The organism is Ruegeria sp. D3 (assembly GCF_056534465.1).
The window spans coordinates 262,796-287,676 of sequence record NZ_JBQFPK010000003.1 but is presented as its reverse complement, the minus strand read 5'-3'; the positions used below and the strand labels follow the sequence as shown (position 1 = coordinate 287,676).

Here is a 24,881-nt window from a genome sequence, read left to right as displayed (position 1 = left end):
CGAAAGGCCGATTTCTGTTCGCGTTTTCAGTGGCTGGCTGACCCGAATCCGGGTTGGCTTGGTGTCTTGATCTTTAATCTGATAATTTTACTCAGGTATGTCAAGCGTCAATATCATACCTCATTCATCCGCGTGGAATTGCGCTGCTTTGGCGATCGGGCTAAGCCTGATGCGACAATTCAAACGCCCGAGGTTTTCCATGACTGCAACGCTCATGTTCGATCTGGACGGAACGCTGATCGACAGTTTGCCTGATATCGCGGCCGCCGCGAACCGCATGCTGCAGGACGAGGGACGCCCCCATCTTCCACAAAAGACAATCCAGCAATTCGTTGGGAATGGCCTTCCCAAATTGGTCGAACGTGTCATCAGGCATTGCGACATGCCACTTGATCGCCATGCAGAACTGACTGAGCGTACACTTGCACATTATTCCGCCGCATCCAGCGCGCTGACCGTACCCTATCCCGGTGTTTCCGAGGCGCTACAGCAGCTGCGCGATATGGGATGCGTGTTGGGCATTTGCACCAACAAGCCCGAGGCCCCCGCCCGCGATATTCTGCGGGATTTGGGCCTCGCTCATCATTTCGATACCGTCTTTGGCGGTGATACTCTGAACACACGCAAGCCCGACCCCGCGCATCTTCACGCCAGTTTCGCCGCCGTCACCCCGACCGGTCCGCGCCTGTTTATTGGCGACAGCGAAGTCGACGCCGAAACCGCGCAACGTGCGCAGGTTCCGTTTCTGCTGTTCACCGAAGGGTATCGGAAGTCACCTGTATCCGAAATCCCTCATGCACTTAACTACGACCACAACGAAAAGCTGCCCTCGTTGGTCCAGCAAGCGATATCGAAACTGGAAGAAACGGCCTGATCCAAGGAACTGAGGGGCCGGCCGAGGGGGTAAGAAGCCAGCCCCTCAAAGGGGGAAATGTCCTTGGTAAAACCTTGGATGATTTACAATTAAGGTATTTCGTATTTGCAAGATATTGGGGGTTTCCCGTAGAGGCAGGAAAACCTCCAACCGTCATTCGAATTCAATCGCCCTTTTTGCAGCCCTGAAACAACTAAGGCGAAGTGGTTCCCCACCCCGCCTTAACGCTTTGCAACGGATTGTCTGGATCAGATCGCCAAATATTCCTCACGCAGTTGCGTATTCTCCAGCACTTCGCTGGCAGTGCCGTCAAACACGATACTACCTGTATCCAGGATGATTGCGCGGTCGGCCAATTCCAATGCACGCACGGCGTTTTGTTCAACGATGATCGTCGTCATGCCCTGTTGCTTTACGTGGATCAGAGTCTTTTCGATCTCATCCACGATCACCGGGGCCAATCCTTCGTAGGGCTCGTCCAACAGCAAAACCTTGATGTCGCGTGCCAATGCGCGCGCTATGGCCAGCATTTGCTGCTCACCACCTGACAGGGTCACGCCTTCTTGCTTGCGGCGCTCGCCAAGACGGGGGAACAACTCGTAGATACGTTCAAGCGACCAGCCAATTGGTGGCGCAATCTGAGCAAGTTGCAGGTTTTCCTCGACCGTCAAGCCAGGGATGATCCGGCGATCCTCGGGGACAAGACCAAGACCGGCCGCTGCGGCCTCGTAGCTTGTTTTGTTGTGCAGAGGCTGGTGGTCCAGCCAGATCTCGCCATGGCGCACTTCGGGGTCACCAAGACGCGCGATCGAGCGTAGGGTCGAGGTCTTACCAGCCCCGTTCCGGCCGAGCAGAGCCAGAATCTCGCCCTCGTGCACGTTGAAGCTGACACCTTGAACGATGTAGCTTTCGCCGTAGTACGAATGCATATCCCACACCGAAAGAAAGGCCGGCGCAGTTGTGGCCATATTGGCGTTTTTCGAAAAGTCCGGTTTCTGATTCATAGCTTTTCCTTACGCTGCCTCGCCCAGATAGGCTTCGCGAACCTTGGGGTTACCGCGAATGTTCTCTGGCACGTCTTCCACTAAGGGTGTGCCCTGTGCCAGCACGGTAATCCGTTCGGCAAGGCTGAAGACCACATGCATATCGTGTTCAATGATCGCGATGGTGATGTCGCGTTCATCCTTGATTTGTTTCAGCAGGTCGATCGTATTGTTGGTATCGGCCCGCGCCATTCCGGCTGTCGGTTCATCCAGCAGCAACAGACGCGGGTTCTGGCTAAGGCACATGCCGATCTCAAGCCGACGCTTGTCACCACGCGACAAGGAAGCGGCGTGCATTTCGCGCTTGTCGGCCATGTTCATCTCGACCAGCATCGCTTCGGCCTGTTCGACGATGTCCTTTTCATTGGCAATCGTCTCATAGGCGTGCATCCGAAACGCCCCGTCTCGCATGGCGAAAATCGGGATTAACATGTTCTCCATCACCGTCAACTCACCGAATATCTCGGGAGTCTGGAACACACGGCTGATGCCCATCTGGTTGATCTGAAACGGCTCGAGCCCTAGCACCGAATTGTTGTCAAACAGGACCGACCCGGTATCCGGCATCAGTTTACCCACAAGACAGTTCAGCAGGGTCGACTTGCCGGCGCCATTGGGGCCGATGATGGCATGAACCGAATTTTCCTCGACGTTCAGGTTCACGTCCGTCAGCGCCTTAAGGCCACCGAAGCGTTTACTGACGTCTTTCACACGTAGAATTGCCATAGTCGCCTCCTTTATTCCGCTGGCTCGGTTTTGCCCGAAGGCGCATCATCCGCGCCGGATTTCCGACGTTTGAACCAGTTCGATACCCGCTGTCCGCCTTCGACAAGGCCGCCAGGCAGATAAATCACCACCAACATGAACAGGATACCCAATGTCAGGTGCCACCCTTTGCCGATGAACGGGTGTATGATGAACACCACCGCGTCCTCCAACCCGTCGGGCAGGAAGGCAAACCAGCTGTGCAAGACGTTATCGTTGATTTTCGAGAAGATGTTCTCGAAATACTTGATGAAGCCCGCGCCCAGAACCGGACCGATCAGCGTTCCGGTACCGCCAAGGATGGTCATCAGAACCACCTCGCCCGAGGCCGTCCACTGCATCCGCTCGGCCCCGGCCAGCGGATCCATCGCGGCCATCAGGCCACCAGCCAGACCGGCATACATGCCAGAGATCACAAAGGCCGCCAGCGTATAGGGTTTCGAGTTCAGCCCGGTGTAGTTCATCCGCTGCTGGTTCGACTTCACCGCCCGCAGCATCATCCCGAAAGGCGACCGGAAGATGCGGATCGCCAGATAAAACACGACCATCATGACAACCGCACACAGGTAGTAGCCTGCGTTGAAGTCAAAGCTCCACGCGCCAATGTCCAGCGTGTAGGTCGCGCGCATGGGTAATCCGAAAAGGTGCGGCAGGTCGGGCGCATTGGCCCCCTGCAGAATCTGCGGGTCATCTGCATAGACCTGAAGGCCAGTCTCCCCGTTGGTCAGGTTGAATTTGGGGTTCGACAGCACCGAATAGGCCAGCGCAAAGCTCATCTGTGCGAAGGCCAGCGTCAGAATCGAGAAATAAATCCCCGACCGCCGCAAGCTGACATAACCGATCAGCAACGAGAACAACCCAGCGATCACCACGCTCAGCGCGATGGCGGGGATGACGTTATAGCTGAGCAGCTTGAACATCCAAACGGCCGAATACGATCCCACGCCCAGAAAGGCCGCATGGCCGAAGGACAGGTATCCGGTCAGGCCAAACAGGATGTTGAACCCGATGGCGAAGATGCCAAAGATCACGAACCGCTGCATCAGGTCGGGGTAGCCCGCGTTGAACTGCGCCATGGCGCTGTCCGCCGGGAACGGGTTCAGGATGAAGGGGGCCAGCAGCGTCAGAATCCCAACGATGATCAGCAGCCCGGTGTCTTTCTTGTTCAGTCCAAACATGGATTAGTCCTCCATCACGCCTTTGCGCCCCATCAGCCCGCGTGGCCGCAGCAGCAGCACGATGATGGCGACAAGGTAGATGATGATCTGGTTGATGCCCGGAATCGTGGTCGTGGCCCAAGTGGTCGAGGCAAAGCTCTCGAGGACCCCCAGCAAGAACCCCGCCAACACGGCACCAGGCAGCGATCCCATGCCACCTACAACAACCACAACAAAGCTAAGGACCAAGAAGTCCATCCCCATGTGGTAGTTCGGCGGATTGAGCGGCCCGTACATCACCCCGGCCAGTCCTGCCACCGCAGCAGCGATCCCGAACATGATGGTAAATCGGCGGTCGATGTTAATGCCCAACAAACCCACGGTTTCCCGGTCGGCCATACCTGCGCGAACAACCATGCCGAAGGTGGTGAATTGCAGGAATGAGAAGACTGCACCGATAATGGCAACCGCAAAGCCGAAATAGACCAGACGCCAGATCGGATAAATGATTGCGTTCGGATCGAACCCGATCATGGTGCCCAAATCGATAGAGCCATTAAGCGCTTCGGGCGGCGGGGTCTGGATCGGGTTAGCCCCGAAGAAATACTTGACGACCTCTTGCAGTACGATAGCCAGACCAAATGTCACAAGGATCTGATCCGCATGGGGGCGTTTGTAGAAATGCTTGATCAGCCCGCGCTCCATCACGTAGCCGACCAACAGCATGATCGGGATCGCGAACAAGATCGCCAGAGGCACCGACCAGTCGATGATTGACGCACCGACCTCGGGACCGAACCATGCCTCGACATAAGGTGTCTCGACCTTCAGCGGATTACCCAGAAAGTCCGTCTGGGTTTCGTCGATGGTCTGGAAGCTGAGGCTAAACAGCTTTTGAAGGGTAACAGCACAAAAAGCGCCGATCATGAACAGCGCCCCGTGGGCAAAGTTCACAACACCCAGCGTGCCAAAGATCAACGTCAGCCCTAACGCGATAAGCGCATATGCCGATCCCTTATCGAGCCCGTTTAGGATTTGAAGAAGTATGGCGTCCATTGTCCCCCCCTTTTATTGCCTTCAAGGCAGGCTCCCCTGCGTCAGCAGGAGAGCCCAGTTTCAGGTACAAGAATTTTCGTCGAAAATTCTGAGGCGCGGATTATGCGCCCGAGTTACAGGAACCCAGGTCACCGCCGGCGAACATCGGATGATCAGGTGCATAGGTCACCTGCTCGACCGGGGTCACTTCGACGATTTCCAGCGTGTCATAGGCGTTGGTCGGGTTTTCGTTGCCACGCACGACCAGCACATCTTTGAAGCACTGGTGATCTTCGGCGCGGTACAGCGTCTTACCGTTGCCCAGACCGTCGAACTCGAACCCTTCCAGCGCTTCGACAACGCCACAGGGGTTGAACGTACCCGCACGCTCGACCGCATCGGCATATAGCAGAACCTGCGCATAGCAGGTCTGGGCCGAGTTGGATGGCGGCTTGCCGTACTTTTCACCGAAGGATTTCACGAAGGCCTTGGTGCCCTCATCCTGCAGCTGCCAGTTCCAGTTCATCGAACCCAGCACGCCTTTGATGTTCTCGCCCGCACCAGCGGCCATCAGTTCGGAATACAGCGGCACGACAATCTTGAAGTCCTTGCCGTTGGCCACCTTGTCCAGCAAGCCGAACTGAATCGCGTTGGTCAGCGAGTTCACCATGTTGCCGCCATAGTGGTTTAGAACCAGAACATCCGCGCCCGAGTTCAGAACCGGAGCGATGTAGGACGAAAAGTCCGTTGACGCGAGTGGTGTTTTGACTGTGTTGACCGTTTCCCATCCCAAGGCTTCGGTCGAAGCAACAATCGACTCTTCCTGGGTCCAGCCCCAGTTGTAGTCAGCTGTCAGGTGATAAGCGCGGCGTTCCTTGCCCATCTCAGCCGCCAGCACCGGCGCCAGCGCGGCACCCGACATATAGGCGTTGAAGAAGTGGCGGAAACCGTTGGCTTTCTTGTCTTTACCGGTGGTGTCATTGGCATGGGTAAGACCCGCCATAAAGATCACGCCCGCCTCTTGGCACAGACCCTGAACCGCAACGGCCACGCCCGAGGACGATCCGCCGTTGATCATCACGGCCCCGTCTTTTTCGATCATCGACTTGGCCGAAGCGCGGGCTGCATCCGATTTGGTTTGTGTATCACCGGTTACGAACTCGACCTTTTTGCCAAGGATACCGTTCCCCTTGAGCGCCTTGGACGTAAAGGTGTTCAGGCAACCGCCATCGCCTTCGCCATTCAGATGCTCGACCGCCAGCTGTTGCGCCAGAAGTTCATCATTTCCTTCTTCGGCATATGGCCCGGTCTGCGGGACGTTGAAACCAAGGGTAACCGAAGACCCTGTGGGCTCGTTAGTGTAGGCTGCTGCTGACGAAGCGGTGAAGATCGTAGGCAGGGCCAGACCGGTTCCCGCAACGGCACCGGACTTCAGCACGCCGCGGCGTGTGACAGATTTGTTAGTCATTCATTCCTCCCATTTCCCAATTTTCACTCTCTGGCTCCTCTTCCAGCGAGTGAAGGCGCATTTCTGCGTTCTATGAGTATGGAGGCCCATCCGAAAATTTCTCAACAACCTATTAAACTTGCAACGATGTTAGGTAAACAAATACACAAGAAATGCGAAAATCAGTTAATGTTTGGTTATTTTTGAGTTTTTTACTTTTTAATTACAGATGTTTAATTGTGAACCCAATATTTTTGTCAAAAACCTAAAACCGTCGCCAAGCTCGCTGATTCAAGATGCACCCTTAGGGCCAAATGCAAAGAGTTCTCACAATGACACTTATCCGCGCCGCATTGAAACACCTGAGAGCACATTCTGAAGAGCTTAAACTTGCTGATCTTTGATGAACTTTTTTATCGCTATAACTCACATTATGAACACTCATAACGACTCAAGCCAGAGCGCATAACACGCCATGAAAGAAACAGTCTAAAGGAGCTCGCTCGTTTGTCCCCAGAAAGGAGGCCATAAAGTCACAACTTTCATTCGTTGCTCTAAATTTATGTTCCATTAATTTTCAGTTAATTTTTTAGGTGGTACGTTAGACTTTCAAAAGAATCGTTAAAGAATCGAGTGGGCATTTGTCCGCTTTTGGCGTAAGCCGCATTTTTGTTGTAATTAGTATGGAATGGTGAAGTATGAATGGGGGGAAGGCTCAAACTGGAGCGTGGCTGCCAAATGCGCTTCATGCACGAGCAATCATAAATTTCATTCATTGGAGTCAGGGCGGCCTTGTTCTGGACGCAGCTCTCAATGGTATAGTGGAAGCCTTCGGCGCAGACTGCGCCGTCATAAGCCGTTTGTGGCTGAACAAAGGCGCCCACAGGGTGGCCGCGCGTTCGGACACGCGCGATCCATCAATCAGCCGCCCTCTGTTCTTGTCCTATGCCAATGACGCGCTTGGACCTTTTCGCAACGTGCCGAAAAGGGCATCTGTTTTCAGTTTGCGTGAAGATGGCGAGGACCCTGCGAAACTGTCACCGGTCCTGACGGATTGGATTGCGCATCGCAAAATCTCGGACATCCTGTTCCTGTGTCTGGACCATCAGGCTGGCGAAATAGACTTTCTTGAGCTGCACTTTGGTCAGAATCCCGAACCCGGCTATAAGGAGGCAATCGAACAGATTGCTCCACAGTTATCCGAGACGTTTCAGAGCCGGCGCGCTGGCCTTGTGACCGAGGCATTGTCCCGGCAGACCGTCGCGACCATCCGCAAGACAAGTATTGAAGTGCCTATCCTGAGCACCGAAAACCCTGCGGGGCTTACCCGTGCCGAATGGCGTGTGTGCGTATTGGTGTCTCGTGGCATATCATCCCAAGGTATCGGCGCTGAGTTGGGAATTGGACCTGCAACTGTCAGGACACACCTCAAACATATCTATTCGAAAACCGGTCTGGATAATTTCCATATGCTGGCACGCAGACTAGTGTCGGTCGAAGAGCGCGAGGCGCTGTACGGGAAACTGCATCAAGCAAGGGCTTAATGCCTGAATTGGACTGGCAAAATTGGATTGCCCTATGGCTGTTCGCGCCGCTGTTTGCGGCTACAGCGTGGACTGATTTCACTCAGCTGCGAATTCCTAACACCTATTGCATCATCGGCCTGGTCATTTTCGTGGCCACCGCCCCGTTTCTGGAATGGCACGAGTTGTTCATGCGCCTCATGATTGGCGGAGCGTGCTTTCTGCTTTGCTTTGGCCTGTTCGCAGTCAGATGGCTGGGCGGCGGGGACGCCAAGATGCTTCCTGTCGTGTTTCTCATTGTTCCAAGCCCAGCAGTTCCCTACTATTTATTGCTCTTGGCCGCAGGTATGGGTCTAGGGCTTGTTGGGATGGCCTTGGTACGACGTTATGCCAAAACCCTGTCTCCGCGCTTCAAATCAACTGCCCAATCGCGAGAGTTTCCAATGGGGATCGCGATCGGGTCTTCGGGGCTGGTTTTGACCCTGCATTCTGTCCTTCAGTTAACACCGAATTGAGCCTTAGTTTCCACCAAAGGTCTCCATATAACGGATCACAACAGGAGCCAGGATCAGACCTGCGATAGCTGGCAACATCAGGGTAGCCAAGACCGCAGACATTTGAACAGGCAGCTTATTAGCCTTTTCCTGAGCACGCACTTCACGCAGCTCTCGCATCTCTTCTGCATAAGTGTTCAAGGCAGAAGCAAGCGGAACACCAAACCGGGTCGACTGAAGAACAACGCTTACAAAAGCACTCATTTCCTCGATCCCGGTTCGACGCGCCATACGCATAAGAGCTGTGTCACGATCCCGGCCTGCCTGAATCTCGCTTAGCGCGATCAGTATTTCTTCGGACAGTTCTGGAGCAACCAATTGCATTTCGACGGCCACTTTCAGCAGCGCCTGATCGAATCCCATACCAGCTTCGATCCCAATCTGCAGAAGATCCAGCATGTTCGGGAAGGCGCTCTCCATCTGCCATTTGCGCTCTTTGATGCGGGCTTTCATCCACAGATGAGGAACGTAGAACCCGATCGCACCCAAAATGACCACGTTTCTTAGAGTCGCCAGCAAGTCCAGGCCGCCCATATATTCTGCAATCCGCGCGCCAAAGTTGTTCGGCGGCTGCCAGTTGAGCAAAAAGATAAAGGTCATCGGCAAAAAGGTCGCCAGGCCCAACCGGATAAAGTAGTAACCCGCAATCGCGTTCTTCCCGCGAAAGCCAGACTTGGCTAGCACCTGCCCGACTTCGAGACGCTCGCTTGCATCGGCTGGGATAAGCGCTGCGCTCAGGCCAGTCGGCGTTTCGCCTTCCAGTTTATCTGGCGTTCCCCGAGCCAGATTTTGGCGCGGCCGACTTGGCGCCATGCGATCGGCAGCGGTTGAACGTTCTCTGAAAGTGGACGAAATTCCGAAAAAGGCGAGCACTGCGCCAAGGACCACAATTGCAAGCAAAAGGATTTGTGACCCAATTTCGTCAGCAAGAATAGAGTTGATATATTCCATCGGGGAAACTCCTTATATCCGGAAATTCACCAGCTTAAACAATATGATGGCATTCAGAACTATTGCCGCGGCGATCAACCCCATTACCGGCCAGAACGACGGAGCATCCGAAACATCGCCGTAGTAGGTCGGCGTCATGATCGTCATAAAGACGGCAATGAGGACGGGAATACTGGATAGGATAAATGCGGTCATTCGACCTTCTGCCGAGATCGCCTTGACTTTACGACGCAGCGACATCCGCGAGCGAATAACCCGCGCCAGAGTTCTGAGGATTCCGGCAAGATCACCCCCCGTACCATGCTGCATCATCAACGCAACAGCCAGGTACTGAATGTCTTCTTCGTCAATACGCTCAGCAAGGGTCTTCAAGGCATCCGGCAGTTCTTCGCCGTAGGCAACTTGGTCGACAATCAGCCCGAACTCGGTGCCGATAGGATCAGGCATCTCTTCGGCAACGCTCTGCAACGTCGTGTTCAGCGGATGCCCAACTTTCAAACCCCGGGCCATAAGGTCCAACGCATCAGGCAGTTGCTTGATCAGCATGGCCTTACGCTTTCTCAACGTGCTTCCGAGGACAACAAGCGGGCCAAACAAGAAAACCACGGCCGAGATTGGCACAACCTGCACCGGGTTGGACACGAGCGAACCGCCAATTGCGCAGACAAGAAAGGCCGCAGCACAAGCTATCAAGAACACCTCGGGGGCCATGTTCAACCCGGACGCTTTCAACGCTGCCGGAAGATCCCCCACAAACGGGAAATTCCGGATCAACGGCTTGGCTTCCTGCGGTTTAAGCAGGTTTAAAACATCTTCGCCGCTCTTACCTTCGTTTAGCAGCTGAACGCGACGATTGATCGCTTCTTCACGGTTTTCACCCCGCCGCAGGAATTGCCGCAGCCCTTCCCATGCGATCAGAGCCCCGAGGAAAACAGCCAACGCGAGAACAAAGCGCGCATCAAAACCGAAGATTTCCATCTCGGGCCCAACAATTCCGTTGATATCGAGATTGGAAAAGAATGATCGAATTTGCTCGAACATGACCCGCCTCCTTAGGTGAACTGGACGGTGGACAGGTCTACCCCAGCAGCGGCCAATGCTTCGCTCGACTTCGGCCGGATACCGGTTGCCATGAACCGTCCCAAAACTTTGCCGTTCTCATCTTTACCTTCGCGCTTGAAGACAAAGATGTCTTGCATGGTCACAATGTCCCCTTCCATGCCGGTCACTTCAGCAATGGAAGTCACGCGGCGAGTACCGTCTGACATACGGTTCAACTGCAGAACAAAGTGCACTGCCGAGGCAATGGTGGCGCGAATGGCTGAATGCGGCAGTTCCATTCCACCCATCTGGACCATCTGTTCGACACGCGACAGGGCATCTCTTGGGCTGTTCGCGTGGACCGTAGTCATCGATCCGTCGTGGCCTGTGTTCATGGCCTGCAACATGTCAAAGGCTTCCGAGCCGCGCACCTCGCCTACGACGATACGGTCCGGGCGCATCCGCAGCGCATTTCGAACCAGGTCACGCTGCGCCACCGCTCCTGTTCCGTCCAGACCAGCCGGACGCGTCTCCATGCGCAGCACATGTTCCTGCTGCAGCTGGAGTTCCGCGGCATCTTCGATGGTCACGATCCGTTCGTTCTCGCCAATGTAAGAAGAAAGCGCGTTCAGCATCGTCGTCTTACCAGAGCCTGTACCACCCGAGATCAGAACATTCATCTTGGCGTCAACCAGCCCTCTCAGCAGGTTTGCGGCACTGTCGTTCAGGGCGCCGTTGTTCACCAAACGCTGCATCGTCAAAGGAACGCGTGCAAATTTACGGATCGACAGGGCAGGACCATCCAAAGCGCAAGGCCGAATAATAGCGTTCACACGGCTACCATCCTCTAGACGCGCGTCCACCCAAGGCTGACGTTCATCAATACGGCGACCAACCCGGCTAACGATTTTGTCGATGATACGCAGCAGGTGGCGTTCATCACGGAACCGGGCTTCAGTTTTTTCAAGGATACCAGCGCGTTCGACAAAGATCTGCTCATGTCCGTTGACCAGGATATCGTTGATCGTCGGGTCGGCCAGCAACGGCTCGAGCGGGCCAAGGCCCAGGACTTCATGCATTAGCTCTTCGACAAGCTCTTTGATCTCTTCGCTGCGCATCGCACGGCCTTCATGGCGCAACAGATCCGTAGCGTGTTTGCCAATCTCGCCGCGCAGAGTGTCCTCTTCAACCTTGTCGATGACCGCGAGGTTCAGCTTGTCCAGCAGCGAGTTGTGCATCCGCGCCTTCAGGTCAATACGATCCTGCTGTCTTTCGCGATCAACGACCTTTTTCTCGGCTTCAAAGGCTGCGATGTCTGATACGTTAGAGTCCAGCTTCTTGGTATCCAAGGGAACGACCTTGGGTGCGCTGGGTGCTGTACGGCTCGTTCTGTCAAATTCACGAAACATTCTTTCAACCTTTTACTTTATCTTACATCACGGCTTGGGGAACGGGCGTCAGCTGTTCACGCGCGGCGGCAGAGAAGCCCGCGTGTCATCCGCCAGCTTCTTGATCGCCCGTGTCGCTGGTGCCCGGTTGGACACGTCCTGCAAGGGAACGCCTCGATCAACGGATTCGCGCACTGTACGCTCGTCCTTTGGCACCCAATACGAGAAGTCTTTTTCAAGTAGCTTGGTCGCGGCGCGGTGATGGGCCGCGGGGAACAAGGGCTTTTTCTCAAGGCTTGCAACCAGTTGAATGTCCAAAGCCGGGTTTTCGCTGTGATAAAAATCAATCAGCTTGCGGGCAGAGCGCACCGACGGTACGGCCACATCCGTAACCAGATACAGCCGGTCCGCCTGAGCGAGCACCGGAGTGATCCACTCGACCAAAGCACGCGGCAGATCAATCACAACGTAGTCGTGAGACCGGCGCAAACTGTCCAGAATAGCGTCAATCTGTTCGGCTTTGATGGCAGATAGCGGGCCATAACGTGATGGAGCTGCCAGAACATCTACACCGCATGGTGCTTTGGCCATTGCCTGATCCAGAAACGCGGTGTCAGGAATGCTTTCGTCCATTGCCATGCGCCACATGGCATCGCTTTCTTCCACGTCCATCAGGGCCGCGATGGAACCAAACTGGAAGTCCAGGTCAACCACTGCAACCTCGTTGGCCGCTTTCTTCTTGAAGAAACCTTCTTTCTGCTGCAACTCGTTGGCCATATTTGCGGCCACAAGCGAAGAACCAACACCACCACGAGATTTTGCCACGGCAATCACTTTGCCCAGCGTTGCATGACCGCCCCAAACAGCAGGCAACTGAGCTTGGCGGCGAGTCCGGATCGCATCAACCTGCGGCACGATCTCCTCGTTGATCGCGGTCCGGGGTAAAACGTCATCGACGCCCAATTTCTTAAGCTGTCGCGCTTTTTCAAGCGGTAGATCTTCCGGAGCCAGCGCAATGATAATTGCGTTGGGCATCCGCGCATCACAGATGCTCTGTGCTGTTTCCAGCATTTTGTCGCTGTCTTCCTCGACGTCGAACAGAACCACATCATTCAGCGCCGTAAGCGAGATGGCCGAACCGTTCACACCCGAGACCGTGTCTTTTCGGCCAGTGAACTGGCAGTTCTCCTGTTCAGCAAGAGACCCTTCAATCGCCGAGTAGATCTCTTCGTCGGGCGAAATCAACAATACTGAAATCTGTTTTCCACTCATTATCTTTCTCCTTACTCTGCTGCCCCGATGCCCAAGTCTTCGGCAGGAACCGAAGTGCTCATCGCGGGAAGGGAAATACTATTTGGGGTGTTTGAAGTTACCGCCGGGCTATTAGAAGCCAGCGCTGCCAGTCCGGCCAGCGGCATTACGAAATCGAAGTCCACATCAATCAATTCGGCCGTAACAACCGGCGTATAAGGGCCACCCAGAAAACCCAAGCGTGGATCGTGAGTATAGGCGAACTGCACATTCGTCGGGGTTGTGCCCGGTGGCAGAAGCGGTTGGATTTCATCCCAGATACGCTCACCGTAGGCAGTGCTTGTGTCGAGACGGCACGGGGCAGGCAAGTTCGGCACTTCACAGATGCCACCTACGCGGCACAAGGTTCCGAACCGAGGAGTGCCTGTTGGATTGTTTACCAACTCATGTGACGCAGGCAACGCTCCGCACTGCGCAGGACCGACAGTTGCCAGCCGTGCTGCTTTTTGCATCGCCTTCTGAGCCGTCGTTGTCGACCAGTACAGGCGACCATAATCCACGATGCCAAACATCAGTAGAAGGAACATCGGAACGACCAGTGCCATTTCAACAAGGGCTGCACCGCGTTCTTGTGTACGGAATTTGCGAAAGATGTTAACTAGACGTGTCATATGCCAAACACCCTGCTTTGATCCGAGATTTCCATGTTCAACGGGCCCAGAGCGCCACCGAACAAGCTGAAAACGTTGCCGAACAAGAACTCGACACGAACCTGAGCGGTCACTTCCACCACCGAGGCCGGGTTGACCCTATAGGCGCCATTGCGACGCAGGCAGGTGGGGATCACGTCCACGACGGATGTACCAATCGGCATGATCGAGGTGCCACCAAGCTGGTTTGTGACGATTGTTGTCGCTGTCGTTTCGTAGTCACCGCCCAATGTGACCGGTCCAGTGGCCGTCGCGCACAAGTCAATCGGAGCCGTCCTTGCGATCATCCGAGATGCGTCGCGGACACCGGCAGCAGCCGCCTGATGTGCCCAGGTGATCCGGCTGCCTTCGATAATCACTGCAATGAACAGCAGCAGCAGCGGAAGAATCATCGCGAATTCGACCATCGGTGCGCCAGATTCACAGCGCTTGAGGCGTTGGATATGCGAGATCAAACGTTTCACCGGTACAACCTCACGACATCGCGGAAAATACCGTCATCTTCACTGCCGCCCAGACCGGCGCCGCCGACTTGTTCGACCACTTCAAGGTAGATGTCGAAATCGGTACCCGATGAATTCGCCAGAGGCTGGATCATGAAGCCTTTGACATATTCCTCAACCGGAACATCTACGGCACGGCCTTGAACGTTGTTCGCGGCGCAGTCGATCGCAGCCAGAATAAAGGTGCGGCGGTCGGGATCGGTAGAGGCAGGCGTGGAGCACTGCGCGCGCCCTGTTTCCGAGCGATTAGACAGGATCGGACCGCCTGAGAATTGATTGATCTCTTCAAGATACATTTGGTAGCGCGTTGTTCCGCCTGCAGATGGCAGTCCAGTCGGCATGTTACGGATCACATTGGCTCCGTCGGAATTGTTTACCGGCAGCGGATTGTTCAAAGGATCAAGGCCCGCGCCATAGTTCACATCCAGATAATCCTGACGACCATTGGACCAATCGCCATTTCCAAACCGACCACCGCTGTTGGGGACTAGCGAACCGCAGGTATCATCTGCAAAACAGTCATCCGGCGGGAAAGGCATGGTATCTGTGGACAGCGTGGGCTGACCGCTGATGCAGCTGTTGCCGCCTCCATTGCCATTTCCATTGCCAGTGGGTTGAACCCATCCTGAAATAACCTGCGGCCCCGGCGCGTAATCGGGATCATTTCTTTCGTTGGTCAAGGTCGACGTAAAATAGTCAAAGCGCGAGTTATAGATTGCTCCACCGATGCCCTGGCGCTGACCGGGTTCGGTATCAACACCCCGCTGCACAACGCAACGACCTTTGTTACCTTGGGCAGCGATTAGGCAAATGTACAGGTTCGAGCCGTTCAGTCCCGCACATGGCCCCTCCGGATTGATGCCAAAATCAATCGGATCAAGAAACCCAAAGTTACCCGGACCCCATTCAGCATTGGCCTGACCAGTGCGCAGTTTGATCGTGGATCCGATATTCGCGTTCGCAGTCCAACCCGGAGGGATGCAGAACATTAGCGGAGTCACGTCACACGCGTAGGCCGTGAAACCTGCAATCGCCTGTGCGCTGACCTCGGCATCTTGCGGGGTCGCACCAAGCAGAGTTGCCAAAGCGCGCGAGAATGGAAGGAAAACTGTCCGAGGCGTTGCAGTAACCTCAGCCATGACGGCCAAAGTCGGGTCGGTTGTCACAAAACTGGCGACAGAAGCTTCGTCACGCGCGTCATTGGGCAAACCGGTCAAAAACCGAATATCGAAGTCTGCGGCCGAGGCCAATGCACGATCGCCTTCGGCAAAAAACTGTTCGTCTGCAATCATCGCAGCGGCAGCGGCCTCAGCCCGGGTAATCGCATCTCCTTCGCCGTCCAGTTCACCGGCGGCAGCCAGCGCAACGTGATCAGCATAGGACTGAAGGTCGGTTTGGGTGGAAACGACACGGCCAAGGTCAAAAGTCAGCGCGACAAAGCCGAAGATGAAAACCAGGCTCATTCCAACAAAAACCAGAATTGCGCCGTCTTCTTCTTTTTTGAACTCTTTAACCGAAAACATTGTCAAAACCTCCCAAACTCTCCGTGCTTTAGTTCACTGTCCCGGACGTGTCCGTGACGGGGACGTCCTGTTCGGCAGAGGCCGCAGTGGGATTTTCCACCCTGAACTCCTCGACCTCGGAAATACCGCGACGTACTTTGACAATCGGCTGCGGTTCACCATCTTCTGCTGGTGACTTTTCCAGAAGAATATCGCTCAGGCGCACTGCTTCGAGCGGCTCATCGTCTTCTGTGTTCAGCGAACGCAGTGAGAGGCTCAACTGGCCTGCCTTTTGCGCCAAGGCCAAACGCTGACCTTGTTGCGGGGTGACTTCAACCGTCACGGTCCGTGCGATACCGGGTTGATCCAGTTCCTCGTCCGCAGTCTGGTCGACGCCGATAATGCGAATATTTTGAAGAATGGTAATGGCGCGCAGCTCATCGTTGGACCCGCGGGTCAACACGATATCTACAAAATCGCCAGGTGTTACGAAACCGCCAACGCCGGTTTGCGCATCAACACTGATGGCAACCGCGCGGTTGTTTTCCCCAATCGTCTGTACAATCGTGACTTTCTCACCAAAGTCCGAGACCTTTGAGGCCAGCAAAATCTCACCCTGTGCCAATGCGCGCTTTGCGCGGCGCGGGTCTGCTCCGGGTTCAGGTAGAACATCATCAAAGTTGGTAAACACGCCAGCAGGAACCGACTCTGCCGGCCATTCGATCGTGGTCAGCTTGTACCTTTCGATCGGCGTTCCAAATGGGATGTCTTCAGCAACTGCAACAACGCGGACGATAGATGCGTCTGCAGCGGCTTCCTGATTTCGTTGAATTTGGTCCTGGGCAATAAGAACGGCACCGCCTGCCAAACCGACACCCAAGAATGTCATCAAAAAAGACTTAACGCGCATAGTGCCCTCCAATTTCCGAAGTCGGCAATTGTTGTCAGGTGTAGGCGAGTTGCTTTTTTCTGATGAACAAATCGGCTTTCAAACTGACAAAATTATAAGTGTTTGATTTCCCGCCAGTATCCGGCGGGAAATCAGATTATCACGCCTGTCGACTTAGTCGATGTTGCCAGTACGAGTTGAGGCGCTAACCGCATCCGAGAAGTTGTCGCTTGTAACGTTAGCCAGTCCGGTCAAAACCGTACCACCAACAACAACGGCAACGAACAGGGCAATGCCATATTCAACCAGGGTCGCACCGCGCTCGTCTTCACGCAGTTTCAGGAAAATCTTGCGAATTGAATTCTTCATAATTTGTACTCCAGACTGTTTTACCAAGTGCGAAATGACCGCACACACACGAGGTTCACATCCCCGTTAACAAAATTGATACCAAGCGAGTCGCGATGGAACCTCCCCCCAAACGAAAAGGTTTTCCCGCATAACGGGAATTTTTTTTCAACTTGGGCGGATTTGTGGCCAGAGTTAGGCTGAACATGACCGCCAAACACAAAAATTCACAGATTAGCCACCCACACGAATCGTGCTTTGACAGCTCGCGTAAGCCCAAAAGCCCGACAAAACACCGAAAATTAGTGCACTTTTCCGAAGTTGACCGGAAAACCTAAGCCACAAAATGCAAAACGACCCCTCGCTCGCTCGGGGGCCGTACAGCGTTTTTCGTCTTAAGTTGCGAGACGTTAGACCGTCACGCCCTGTAAAACCTGCTCTCGCGACAAGTCCTGCCTTGCGCCTTCCATCAGGATGGAACCACGTCTGAGCACGACAAAACGGTCGGCAAGGTCGTAGGCAAAGTCGAAATACTGTTCGACAAGAACGATGGCCATCTCACCCTTGCTTCTGAGATGCCGAATGACATCGCCAATCTGTTGGATGATATTGGGCTGGATACCCTCGGTCGGCTCGTCCAGCAAAAGCAGTTTGGGTTTGGTGATCAAGGCACGCGCAATTGCCAGTTGTTGCTGTTGGCCGCCTGACAGGTCGCCTCCCCGGCGATTTTGCATTTGCTTCAGGACAGGAAACAGATCGAAAATCTCGTCCGGGACGAAATGCTCGTCCTTCGGCAAGCACGCAAACCCGGATTCAAGGTTTTCGCGAACAGTCATCAATGGGAAGATTTCGCGACCCTGCGGAACATACGCCACTCCTTTCCATGCCATCTTATGTGCGGGCAAGGGCGGCAACGCTTCGCCATTCAGCTCCAACTCACCGCCCGAACGCGGGTGGGTGCCGGAAATCGCCTTGATCAGGCTGGTCTTTCCGACACCATTGGTGCCCATCACGCAGGTCACCTCGCCCAGCGCGGCCTGCATCGAGATGCCGTGCAGGATTTGCGAATGCCCATAGTGCAGAGTCAAGTCAGTCAGTGTCAGCATTGTCTAACGCCCCAGATAGACGTCAATGACGTCCTGATTTGATGTCACGTGGTCCAGAGACCCCTCGGCCAGAACCGCGCCCTCGTGCAACACCGTGACCTTGCAGTGCAGGCGACGGACAAATTCCATATCGTGTTCCACGACTACCACGGCGCGGGTCTTGGCGGCCTGCACCAGCAGGTCGGTGGTGTGTTCGCGTTCCTGCGGGGTCATCCCGGCAGCGGGTTCGTCTACCAAAAGCAAGCGCGGCTCCTGTGCCAGAAGCATCCCAATCTCGAGCCATTGCTTCTGCCCGTGGCTGAGTTCGCCCGATTTGCGGGTCAATTCGTCCTTCAAGCCGATCTCGGCGGCCAGTTCCTCGACTTTCTCCAGATCACCCTTTGAAGGGCGATAGAACAGCACACCCAGCCATCCGCGTTTGTTCTTCAACGCCATCAGCAGGTTTTCCTGCACGCTCTGGTCTTCGAACACTGTAGGTTTCTGGAACTTCCGCCCGATCCCGGCCTGCGCGATCTTGGCCTCGCTCATGCGCAGCAGGGATACGGATTTCTCGCCCCATATGACGCGGCCTTCGTCGGGTCGGGTTTTGCCGGTGACGATATCCATGAAAGTGGTCTTGCCCGCGCCGTTCGGCCCGATCACAGCGCGCAACTCCGCGTTGCCGATCTGGAACGAAAGGTTGTTGATGGCGCGGAACCCGTCGAAGGTGACCGAAACGCCGCTGACTTCTAGCAGAGTACTCATTCCGTGGCCTCCTTCTCGCGCAGTGCGCTTTCATCGGGCCCAAGGGCCGCGCCGTGGCGCTGCGGTGCGCGACGATTGGTCCAGAGGTCGAACAGCCCCCCGATCCCCTGCGGGGCGAACAGTGTGACCAACACGAAGGACACGCCCAACAGCACCTGCCACCAGTCGACCCATTTGATTGTATAGAACCCCAGCGGAATGTCCGGAGCCTGCCCGCCTGTGAACCATGTGCTGAGCAAGCTGACGAACGCCGCGCCGATGACGGCACCGTACAGGCGACCGCGCCCGCCGATGGCGACCCAGACGGCCAGATAGATCGAAGCGATGGGGGCCATCTCTTCGGGGTTGATGATGCCCGCCTGCGGGTAATAAAGCGCGCCCGCAATGGCCGCGATGCAGGCGGTCAGAGTGAAGACGGCCAGCTTGTAGACCTCGACTGAATAGCCAAGGAACCGCACCCGCGCCTCGTTGTCTCGGATGCCGCGAATGACCGAGCCGAACTTGCCTGACACCACCCATGCCGCCAGCATGTATCCCAAGCCAAGCGCAAGTGCCGAGGCCCACAGGAACCAGACCGACACCACGTCCTGCGAGGTGGTAACACCCGGCAGGTTCTGCAAACCCGACAGGCCATTGTTGCCGCGCAAACCGCTGTCGTTCTGGAACAGGTACAGCGCAAGCGCCAAGGTCATGGCTTGGGTCAGGATCGACAGGTAGACGCCCGTCACCCGGCTGCGGAACGCGAGCCAGCCGAAGATCAGCGCCAGAAGGCCCGGCACCAACACGACCATTGCCAGCTGCAGGAACAAGCTGTCGGAAAAGGCCCAGATCAGCGGGAACTCGGACGACCCGACGACGCCGAAGATTTGCGTGCCGATGGCGTCCACAACCTCGGATGGCGTCGGAGGAATTTCGGCTTGCGACAGTGACTCGACCACAATCAGGCGGGTACGTTCGTACATTAGCCACATGCCGATCATGTAGCCGCCCAGCCCGAAAAAGGCGAAATGGCCAAGGGACAGGATGCCGGTAAAGCCCCAGACCAGATCCATCGCCACGGCGATCAGGCACAGGCACAGGGTCTTGCCCAGCGTCTTGACGAAACTGGTTGAGATCACGCCGATGCCGAACCCTTCGGACAGGACGGTAACGCCCAAAGTGAACAAGGACAGGATGGCCAGAAAGACAAGCACCGAGGGATTTTTGGCGACAAAGCTACGTTCCATGGCTCAATCCCCCGCCGCGCGGCCCTTGAGGGCGATGATGCCCCTTGGCCGGAACTGAATGAAGATAATGATGAAGATGATCATGTAGGTTTGCGCCGCGAGGGTGTTCGACGGGTTCATCCACTCGATCCCCTTTTGCAGGAAGCCGATCATGCCGGCCCCCGCCAGTGCCCCCCAGATATTGCCGACACCGCCGACAACCACCGTCATGAAGCTCTGCACGATATAGTCGCTGCCCAGATCGGAGGTCACCTTGGCGAACAGGCCAATCGCGACACCCGCGATCCCGGCGATGCCCGAGCCCAGCCCGAAGGTCAGCATGTTCACCCGACCCGGATTGATGCCCATAGACCCAGCCATGCGCGGGTTCTGCGTCACGGCGCGCATCTCAAGCCCCAGCCGTGTGCGTTTCATGATATAAAGGAACAGCCCCAGAAAGATCATCGCCAGCACGAATATCGCGATACGGATGTAACTGATCGAGACCACATCGTTCAGCACCCATGCTCCGTCCAGCCAGCCCGGTGCAGTCAGTGGGCGGGCCTGCGTGCCAAAGATGTTCTTGGCCAGTTGTTGCAGCGCAATCGAGATACCAAACGTCGCCAGCAGAGTCTCCAGCGGGCGAGAATAAAGCCAACGGATCACCAGCCGCTCCATCGCGACGCCCATGGCGAAAGTGACGGCAAAGGCCATCGGGATGGCGACGATGATCGACAGCGTATGGTCGGGGATAAACTGCTGCACCACATAGCCGGTATAGGCGCCCATCATGATGAACTCGCCATGGGCCATGTTGATCACGCCCATCACGCCGAAGGTGATGGCAAGACCGATAGCGGCGAGGAAATAGATCGAGGCCAGAGAAATCGCGTCCAGCGTCAGGTCGAGGGTCTGGTTCAGGCCGACCTTCAGTTCGATTTGGTCCAGCGCCTTTTCGGCGGCGGCTGTGACTTCGCCCGACGGCTCTGCATAGGTTTCAAAGAACACATGCGCGCCCAGCGCTGCATCGATGTCAGTCTGCGTGATCAACGCGGGAACAGTTCCGGCTTCGGCCAGCGCCGCATAAGCCTGCGCGCGGGCGGCGTCGGAGTTCAGTTGCGCGACCGGAACACCGCCCACGCGGCCTCCGTCGATATTGGCAGCCAACGCCGCAAGGATGTCATCCGCCGAAACACGCGGCGCGGCCAAATCGCTGGCAACCAACAGGTCATAGGCCGCATCACGCGACAGGTCATCCGAGCCGGGTTGCAGAACACCGGCGATATTCACATCCGAAGGTAAATCTGTCGCCGTCTGCAGCCTGGTCACGACCAGAGGGTTCAAAGCCGCGCGCACGTCCACACCCAGATCGTCGGACATCTCCTCGATCGCGGGCACACGGGCTGCAGTATCTTCGTCGTAGCCGATGGTCAGCAACCGCTCGAGGCGTTGCTTCTGCGCTTTCAGATCGGCATCGGGTTCGCCATCAATCGACGCGCGCAGCGGCTCAAGCAGAGCGCCCTCGGGATCGCGTTGGATAGACGTCAAAGCGGCCAGTCGTTTTGCACGATCCGGGTCGGTCAACTGGAATTGCACCAGCGCCGTGCCGATCATCGCGCGGATGCCGCTATTGGGTTTCAACTGTTTCAGGTCGGATTTCTCGAACGTGCCGACCACCTCTCCGGTGTCGAAATCGGTCAGCTCATAGGACCGTCCCTCACCCTTTTTCCCGGCAAAGAACAGGCCATCCGACTTGCGCATCCACACGTTTTTGGCGGCCCATGTCTCAAGCATCACCTGCGCCTGCGGCAAACCACTGCTTGCAATCGCGTCAATGGCAGGCCCGATCGTCTTGCGCGAGCTTTTGGCGATGATCTCCTGATGCTCTTGCAGGATCGGTTGCAAACCGCCCTCTTGCGCGTTGGCAGTCAGGCAGGCGCACAGGATTGCGAGGCCCGCAAGGAATAGTCGTAACATGTGGTGAAACCCGAGGTGTCTTAAGGGCAAGGCGGGCGATCACACCCGCCTTGCGTGTCGTTTAGTAGTTCGACAGCGTCTGAACGCAGGTCTTGGTCTCGGTGTTGTACATACCGCAGCCCAGCTCTTTCCAATCCGAGATCAGAACCGCCGATTCCGGCAGGAAGTCGGTCCAGGCATCACCCGGAACAACATCTGTCTCGCTGATGATGTCGAACTGACCGTCTTCCTGAATCTCACCGATCAGAACCGGTTTTGCCAGGTGGTGGTTCGGCAACATGACCGCCGTACCGCCGGTCAGGTTCGGGAATTCCTGGCCGTACATCGCAGCGCGTACATCGTCGACTTCGGTCGAGCCGGCTTCAGTCGCGGCGTTCACCCACATGTTGAAGCCGATATAGTGTGCTTCCATCGGGTCATTGGTTACGCGCTCGTCGCCCATGGTGGCTTTCCATGTCTCGACGAATTCGGCATTCGCATCCGTATCTGCCGACTGGAAGTAGTTCCACGCGGCCAGATGGCCCACAAGGTTGGTGGTGTCCAGGCCGGACAGTTCTTCCTCACCGACCGAGAAGGCCACGACCGGAATGTCATCGGCTGAGACGCCCGCAGCGGCCAGTTCTTTATAGAAGCCGATGTTTGCGTCACCGTTGATGGTCGAGATCACGCCAACTTTTTTGCCATCCGCGCCCAGCGCGACAACGTCCGCCACGATCTTGGACCAGTCGGAGTGACCGAACGGTGTGTAGTTGACGAAGATATCCTCGTCCGCGATGCCTTTACCCTTCAGGTAGCTTTCCAGAATGTTGTTCGTGGTCCGCGGGTACACATAGTCAGTGCCCAGCAGCGCGAATTTCTCGACACCCAGCTCGTCCAGGAAGTAGTCAGTCGCAGGGATCGCCTGCTGGTTCGGCGCGGCGCCGGTGTAGAAGACGTTTTTCGACGATTCTTCGCCCTCGTACTGAACCGGATAGAACAGCAGGCCGTTCAGCTCTTCGATCACGGGCAGAACCGATTTCCGGCTGACCGAAGTCCAGTTGCCAAAGATCACATCCACCTCATGCACAGTCAGCAGCTCGCGCGCTTTTTCAGCGAACAGCGGCCAGTCCGATGCGGGGTCGACGACAACCGCCTCAAGCTGTTTGCCCAGCAGGCCACCCTTGGCGTTTTGCTGGTCGATCAGCATCAGCATAGTGTCTTTCAGCGTGGTTTCCGAGATCGCCATTGTGCCCGACAGCGAGTGCAGCACGCCCACCTTGATTGTGTCTTCTTCGGCCAGCGCGGCGGTTGCCATGGCAGCAAAGACAAGCGAACCGGCAAGTGTGAATTTGAGAGATGTCATAAAGATCCTCCTGGCAGGGCGCAGGTGAGGGCTTGCGCAACAGCGCGCCTTTCTTCTACCTGATCCCCGCAACTGTTGTTGCGTTCCGTGTGGCGGTTGTGTCCGAGGTCCAATTCGCGCAGCCGTCACACACCCCCAGGGATCGTCCCCGTGGCGGGCACCCATACGGTTTCTGCATCGCAGAGAATTTAGCAAATGGTTGACAGATCATTTCCCTCGATCCGTCGTATTTGTTTAATTTTAAGGCAGTCGTTAACGTGATCGCCTAAAAATTAATCCGTCACACCGAAACACCACCCAAATCCGACACGGAAGAATAGAGTTCCGACGCCCAAACGGTGAAACAGGCGGCATAACAACGTGATCCGCAGGTGCCCCATTACACATCATGCCTCGATATTGCCCACGCAGGCCGCGCAACCGCCGCGCGCACAGGGTGCGATTCGGCTGAGTGCCAAACGATTGGGCAAAACCTCGGTTCTGGATGGGTTCCGGCAGTCAGGCTCTTTCAAATGCCTGTTCCCGCGCACCGATGGTGACGCGTTAGACGCTGTACTGCTGAACACCGCAGGTGGGATCACCGGAGGTGACACGTTCCGCTTTACCGGCCACGCGAGCAAAGACACGACCCTGACGCTAACCACCCAAGCCTGCGAACGCGCGTACAAAGCCAAACCCGGCCCCTCGGGTCAGATCGTGAACCGCCTGAGCGTCGCGCCGGGCGCGCGGCTGAATTGGCTGCCTCAGGAAACCATCCTGTTCGACGGCAGCGCGCTGGAGCGTCGGTTACAGATCGACCTCGCCCCGAGTGCCACCGCGCTGATGGTAGAACCGCTGGTCTTTGGCCGCATGGCCATGGGTGAGACCCTGACTGATATCCGCCTGCGCGACCGGATCGAGATCCTGCGCGATAGCACCCCCTTGTTTCTGGACGCGATGCAGTTCACCGGTGATCTGCACGCCCATCTGTCCAAACCGCATATTGCAGGCGGTGCGGGGGCAATGGCGCTGGTGGCCTTTGTCTCATCCACCGCCGAGGGCCAGCTGGGCCCCATCCGCGACATGCTGCCCGACACCGCCGGAGCCTCGCTGATCCATGACGATCTGCTGGTGATCCGGGTGCTGGCCGAGAACAGCTTTACCCTCCGCCGCACGCTGATGCCGATGCTACGGCGGCTGAACAATGACACGCTTCCCCGATGCTGGATGATCTGACATGAACCTGACCCCCCGAGAAAAAGACAAACTGCTGGTCGCCATGGCCGCCGAGGTCGCCCGCAAACGGCTGGCCCGCGGCGTCAAGCTGAACCACCCCGAGGCGATCGCGCTGATCACCGACGCCGTAGTCGAAGGCGCGCGCGATGGCCGATCCGTGGCTGACATGATGCAAGCCGGAGCCGAGGTGATCACCCGCGCGCAATGCATGGAAGGCGTACCCGAGATGATCCACGAAGTTCAGGTCGAAGCCACCTTCCCTGATGGCACCAAACTGGTGACCGTCCACAACCCTATTCGCTAACAAAGGA

At 56.2% G+C, this 24,881-nt stretch carries 24 protein-coding genes; 5 read left to right on the top strand and 19 right to left on the bottom strand.

The genetic code is table 11. The features are described from left to right. Window positions 1–199: 199 nt before the first annotated feature. Window positions 200–874, top strand: coding sequence for a phosphoglycolate phosphatase (gene gph / locus ACR0DX_RS06255; RefSeq protein WP_170353382.1), 675 nt, complete (start codon window positions 200–202; stop codon window positions 872–874). Between the two features lie 248 nt (window positions 875–1,122). Here the strand turns inward: gph and ACR0DX_RS06250 are convergent, their stop codons facing one another. The 5 genes from ACR0DX_RS06250 to ACR0DX_RS06230 form a co-directional block, all read right to left on the bottom strand. Then, window positions 1,123–1,878, bottom strand: a complete 756-nt coding sequence (locus ACR0DX_RS06250; protein ID WP_170353383.1) for an ABC transporter ATP-binding protein — start codon at window positions 1,876–1,878, stop codon at window positions 1,123–1,125. A gap of 9 nt (window positions 1,879–1,887) precedes the next feature. Further along, window positions 1,888–2,643: an ABC transporter ATP-binding protein gene (locus ACR0DX_RS06245; protein WP_170353384.1), complete on the bottom strand. Its 756-nt coding sequence runs from the start codon at window positions 2,641–2,643 to the stop codon at window positions 1,888–1,890. A gap of 11 nt (window positions 2,644–2,654) precedes the next feature. Continuing rightward, complete coding sequence (locus tag ACR0DX_RS06240; protein WP_170353385.1) at window positions 2,655–3,860, bottom strand: branched-chain amino acid ABC transporter permease; 1,206 nt, start codon at window positions 3,858–3,860, stop codon at window positions 2,655–2,657. Between the two features lie 3 nt (window positions 3,861–3,863). Then, window positions 3,864–4,895, bottom strand: coding sequence for a branched-chain amino acid ABC transporter permease (locus ACR0DX_RS06235; protein ID WP_170353386.1), 1,032 nt, complete (start codon window positions 4,893–4,895; stop codon window positions 3,864–3,866). 100 nt (window positions 4,896–4,995) lie between these two features. Beyond that, window positions 4,996–6,342, bottom strand: a complete 1,347-nt coding sequence (locus tag ACR0DX_RS06230; RefSeq protein ID WP_170353387.1) for a substrate-binding protein — start codon at window positions 6,340–6,342, stop codon at window positions 4,996–4,998. Window positions 6,343–7,208: 866 nt separating this feature from the next. On the opposite strand from ACR0DX_RS06230, the gene ACR0DX_RS06225 reads away from it, so the two are divergent. Then, a complete protein-coding gene (locus ACR0DX_RS06225) occupies window positions 7,209–7,865 on the top strand; it encodes a helix-turn-helix transcriptional regulator (RefSeq protein WP_170353388.1) in 657 nt (218 codons plus the stop codon). Next, window positions 7,865–8,359, top strand: coding sequence for a prepilin peptidase (locus ACR0DX_RS06220; RefSeq protein ID WP_170353389.1), 495 nt, complete (start codon window positions 7,865–7,867; stop codon window positions 8,357–8,359). Before ACR0DX_RS06225 ends, ACR0DX_RS06220 begins: the two co-directional genes overlap by 1 nt. A 3-nt stretch (window positions 8,360–8,362) precedes the next feature. Here the strand turns inward: ACR0DX_RS06220 and ACR0DX_RS06215 are convergent, their stop codons facing one another. The 14 genes from ACR0DX_RS06215 to urtA all read right to left on the bottom strand — a co-directional run bounded on the left by ACR0DX_RS06215 (window position 8,363) and on the right by urtA (window position 23,355). Next, window positions 8,363–9,349, bottom strand: coding sequence for a type II secretion system F family protein (locus ACR0DX_RS06215; protein WP_170353390.1), 987 nt, complete (start codon window positions 9,347–9,349; stop codon window positions 8,363–8,365). A gap of 12 nt (window positions 9,350–9,361) precedes the next feature. Beyond that, window positions 9,362–10,390, bottom strand: a complete 1,029-nt coding sequence (locus ACR0DX_RS06210) for a type II secretion system F family protein (protein ID WP_170353391.1) — start codon at window positions 10,388–10,390, stop codon at window positions 9,362–9,364. 11 nt (window positions 10,391–10,401) lie between these two features. Then, window positions 10,402–11,799: a TadA family conjugal transfer-associated ATPase gene (locus ACR0DX_RS06205; RefSeq protein WP_170353392.1), complete on the bottom strand. Its 1,398-nt coding sequence runs from the start codon at window positions 11,797–11,799 to the stop codon at window positions 10,402–10,404. A 48-nt stretch (window positions 11,800–11,847) separates the two neighbouring features. Continuing rightward, window positions 11,848–13,050 (bottom strand): CpaE/TadZ family protein, encoded by a 1,203-nt coding sequence (locus ACR0DX_RS06200; RefSeq protein ID WP_170527250.1) that lies wholly within the window; start codon window positions 13,048–13,050, stop codon window positions 11,848–11,850. Window positions 13,051–13,061: 11 nt separating this feature from the next. Then, window positions 13,062–13,700 (bottom strand): TadE/TadG family type IV pilus assembly protein, encoded by a 639-nt coding sequence (locus ACR0DX_RS06195; protein ID WP_480845506.1) that lies wholly within the window; start codon window positions 13,698–13,700, stop codon window positions 13,062–13,064. Then, complete coding sequence (locus ACR0DX_RS06190) at window positions 13,697–14,203, bottom strand: TadE/TadG family type IV pilus assembly protein (RefSeq protein WP_480845505.1); 507 nt, start codon at window positions 14,201–14,203, stop codon at window positions 13,697–13,699. The genes ACR0DX_RS06195 and ACR0DX_RS06190 overlap by 4 nt, the downstream gene beginning before the upstream one ends. Next, window positions 14,200–15,765 (bottom strand): pilus assembly protein TadG-related protein, encoded by a 1,566-nt coding sequence (locus tag ACR0DX_RS06185; protein ID WP_480845504.1) that lies wholly within the window; start codon window positions 15,763–15,765, stop codon window positions 14,200–14,202. Before ACR0DX_RS06185 ends, ACR0DX_RS06190 begins: the two co-directional genes overlap by 4 nt. A 28-nt stretch (window positions 15,766–15,793) precedes the next feature. Further along, window positions 15,794–16,654, bottom strand: a complete 861-nt coding sequence (cpaB, locus tag ACR0DX_RS06180; protein WP_170353397.1) for a Flp pilus assembly protein CpaB — start codon at window positions 16,652–16,654, stop codon at window positions 15,794–15,796. Window positions 16,655–16,807: 153 nt separating this feature from the next. Continuing rightward, window positions 16,808–17,002 (bottom strand): Flp family type IVb pilin, encoded by a 195-nt coding sequence (locus ACR0DX_RS06175; RefSeq protein ID WP_480845503.1) that lies wholly within the window; start codon window positions 17,000–17,002, stop codon window positions 16,808–16,810. Window positions 17,003–17,391: 389 nt separating this feature from the next. Continuing rightward, entirely contained in the window at window positions 17,392–18,087 is a 696-nt protein-coding gene (urtE, locus tag ACR0DX_RS06170; RefSeq protein WP_170353399.1) for an urea ABC transporter ATP-binding subunit UrtE, read from the bottom strand. A 3-nt stretch (window positions 18,088–18,090) separates the two neighbouring features. Next, window positions 18,091–18,831 carry an urea ABC transporter ATP-binding protein UrtD gene (gene urtD, locus ACR0DX_RS06165; protein ID WP_170353400.1) on the bottom strand — a complete coding sequence of 247 codons (741 nt, stop codon included), beginning with the start codon at window positions 18,829–18,831 and terminating at the stop codon, window positions 18,091–18,093. Then, complete coding sequence (gene urtC / locus ACR0DX_RS06160) at window positions 18,828–20,057, bottom strand: urea ABC transporter permease subunit UrtC (protein WP_480845501.1); 1,230 nt, start codon at window positions 20,055–20,057, stop codon at window positions 18,828–18,830. The genes urtD and urtC overlap by 4 nt, the downstream gene beginning before the upstream one ends. Before the next feature lie 3 nt (window positions 20,058–20,060). Continuing rightward, window positions 20,061–22,013, bottom strand: a complete 1,953-nt coding sequence (gene urtB, locus ACR0DX_RS06155) for an urea ABC transporter permease subunit UrtB (protein ID WP_170353402.1) — start codon at window positions 22,011–22,013, stop codon at window positions 20,061–20,063. A gap of 61 nt (window positions 22,014–22,074) precedes the next feature. Then, window positions 22,075–23,355 (bottom strand): urea ABC transporter substrate-binding protein, encoded by a 1,281-nt coding sequence (gene urtA, locus ACR0DX_RS06150; protein WP_480845499.1) that lies wholly within the window; start codon window positions 23,353–23,355, stop codon window positions 22,075–22,077. 360 nt (window positions 23,356–23,715) lie between these two features. Here urtA and ACR0DX_RS06145 point away from each other — a divergent pair, with 360 nt between their 5' ends. Together ACR0DX_RS06145 and ACR0DX_RS06140 are read left to right on the top strand one after the other, a co-directional pair. Continuing rightward, window positions 23,716–24,570, top strand: coding sequence for an urease accessory protein UreD (locus ACR0DX_RS06145; RefSeq protein ID WP_480845496.1), 855 nt, complete (start codon window positions 23,716–23,718; stop codon window positions 24,568–24,570). A gap of 1 nt (window position 24,571) precedes the next feature. Further along, complete coding sequence (locus ACR0DX_RS06140) at window positions 24,572–24,874, top strand: urease subunit gamma (RefSeq protein WP_152460019.1); 303 nt, start codon at window positions 24,572–24,574, stop codon at window positions 24,872–24,874. The last annotated feature ends 7 nt before the right edge of the window (window positions 24,875–24,881 follow it).

Bases quoted from the DNA above. Each gene is read 5' to 3' on its own strand.
- gph (WP_170353382.1), top strand. From the start codon at position 200: ATGACTGCAACGCTCATGTTCGATCTGGACGGAACGCTGATCGACAGT.
- ACR0DX_RS06250 (WP_170353383.1), bottom strand. From the start codon at position 1,878: ATGAATCAGAAACCGGACTTTTCGAAAAACGCCAATATGGCCACAACT.
- ACR0DX_RS06245 (WP_170353384.1), bottom strand. From the start codon at position 2,643: ATGGCAATTCTACGTGTGAAAGACGTCAGTAAACGCTTCGGTGGCCTT.
- ACR0DX_RS06240 (WP_170353385.1), bottom strand. From the start codon at position 3,860: ATGTTTGGACTGAACAAGAAAGACACCGGGCTGCTGATCATCGTTGGG.
- ACR0DX_RS06235 (WP_170353386.1), bottom strand. From the start codon at position 4,895: ATGGACGCCATACTTCTTCAAATCCTAAACGGGCTCGATAAGGGATCG.
- ACR0DX_RS06230 (WP_170353387.1), bottom strand. From the start codon at position 6,342: ATGACTAACAAATCTGTCACACGCCGCGGCGTGCTGAAGTCCGGTGCC.
- ACR0DX_RS06220 (WP_170353389.1), top strand. From the start codon at position 7,865: ATGCCTGAATTGGACTGGCAAAATTGGATTGCCCTATGGCTGTTCGCG.
- ACR0DX_RS06215 (WP_170353390.1), bottom strand. From the start codon at position 9,349: ATGGAATATATCAACTCTATTCTTGCTGACGAAATTGGGTCACAAATC.
- ACR0DX_RS06210 (WP_170353391.1), bottom strand. From the start codon at position 10,390: ATGTTCGAGCAAATTCGATCATTCTTTTCCAATCTCGATATCAACGGA.
- ACR0DX_RS06205 (WP_170353392.1), bottom strand. From the start codon at position 11,799: ATGTTTCGTGAATTTGACAGAACGAGCCGTACAGCACCCAGCGCACCC.
- ACR0DX_RS06200 (WP_170527250.1), bottom strand. From the start codon at position 13,050: ATGAGTGGAAAACAGATTTCAGTATTGTTGATTTCGCCCGACGAAGAG.
- ACR0DX_RS06195 (WP_480845506.1), bottom strand. From the start codon at position 13,700: ATGACACGTCTAGTTAACATCTTTCGCAAATTCCGTACACAAGAACGC.
- ACR0DX_RS06185 (WP_480845504.1), bottom strand. From the start codon at position 15,765: ATGTTTTCGGTTAAAGAGTTCAAAAAAGAAGAAGACGGCGCAATTCTG.
- cpaB (WP_170353397.1), bottom strand. From the start codon at position 16,654: ATGCGCGTTAAGTCTTTTTTGATGACATTCTTGGGTGTCGGTTTGGCA.
- ACR0DX_RS06175 (WP_480845503.1), bottom strand. From the start codon at position 17,002: ATGAAGAATTCAATTCGCAAGATTTTCCTGAAACTGCGTGAAGACGAG.
- urtE (WP_170353399.1), bottom strand. From the start codon at position 18,087: ATGCTGACACTGACTGACTTGACTCTGCACTATGGGCATTCGCAAATC.
- urtD (WP_170353400.1), bottom strand. From the start codon at position 18,831: ATGAGTACTCTGCTAGAAGTCAGCGGCGTTTCGGTCACCTTCGACGGG.
- urtC (WP_480845501.1), bottom strand. From the start codon at position 20,057: ATGGAACGTAGCTTTGTCGCCAAAAATCCCTCGGTGCTTGTCTTTCTG.
- urtB (WP_170353402.1), bottom strand. From the start codon at position 22,013: ATGTTACGACTATTCCTTGCGGGCCTCGCAATCCTGTGCGCCTGCCTG.
- urtA (WP_480845499.1), bottom strand. From the start codon at position 23,355: ATGACATCTCTCAAATTCACACTTGCCGGTTCGCTTGTCTTTGCTGCC.
- ACR0DX_RS06140 (WP_152460019.1), top strand. From the start codon at position 24,572: ATGAACCTGACCCCCCGAGAAAAAGACAAACTGCTGGTCGCCATGGCC.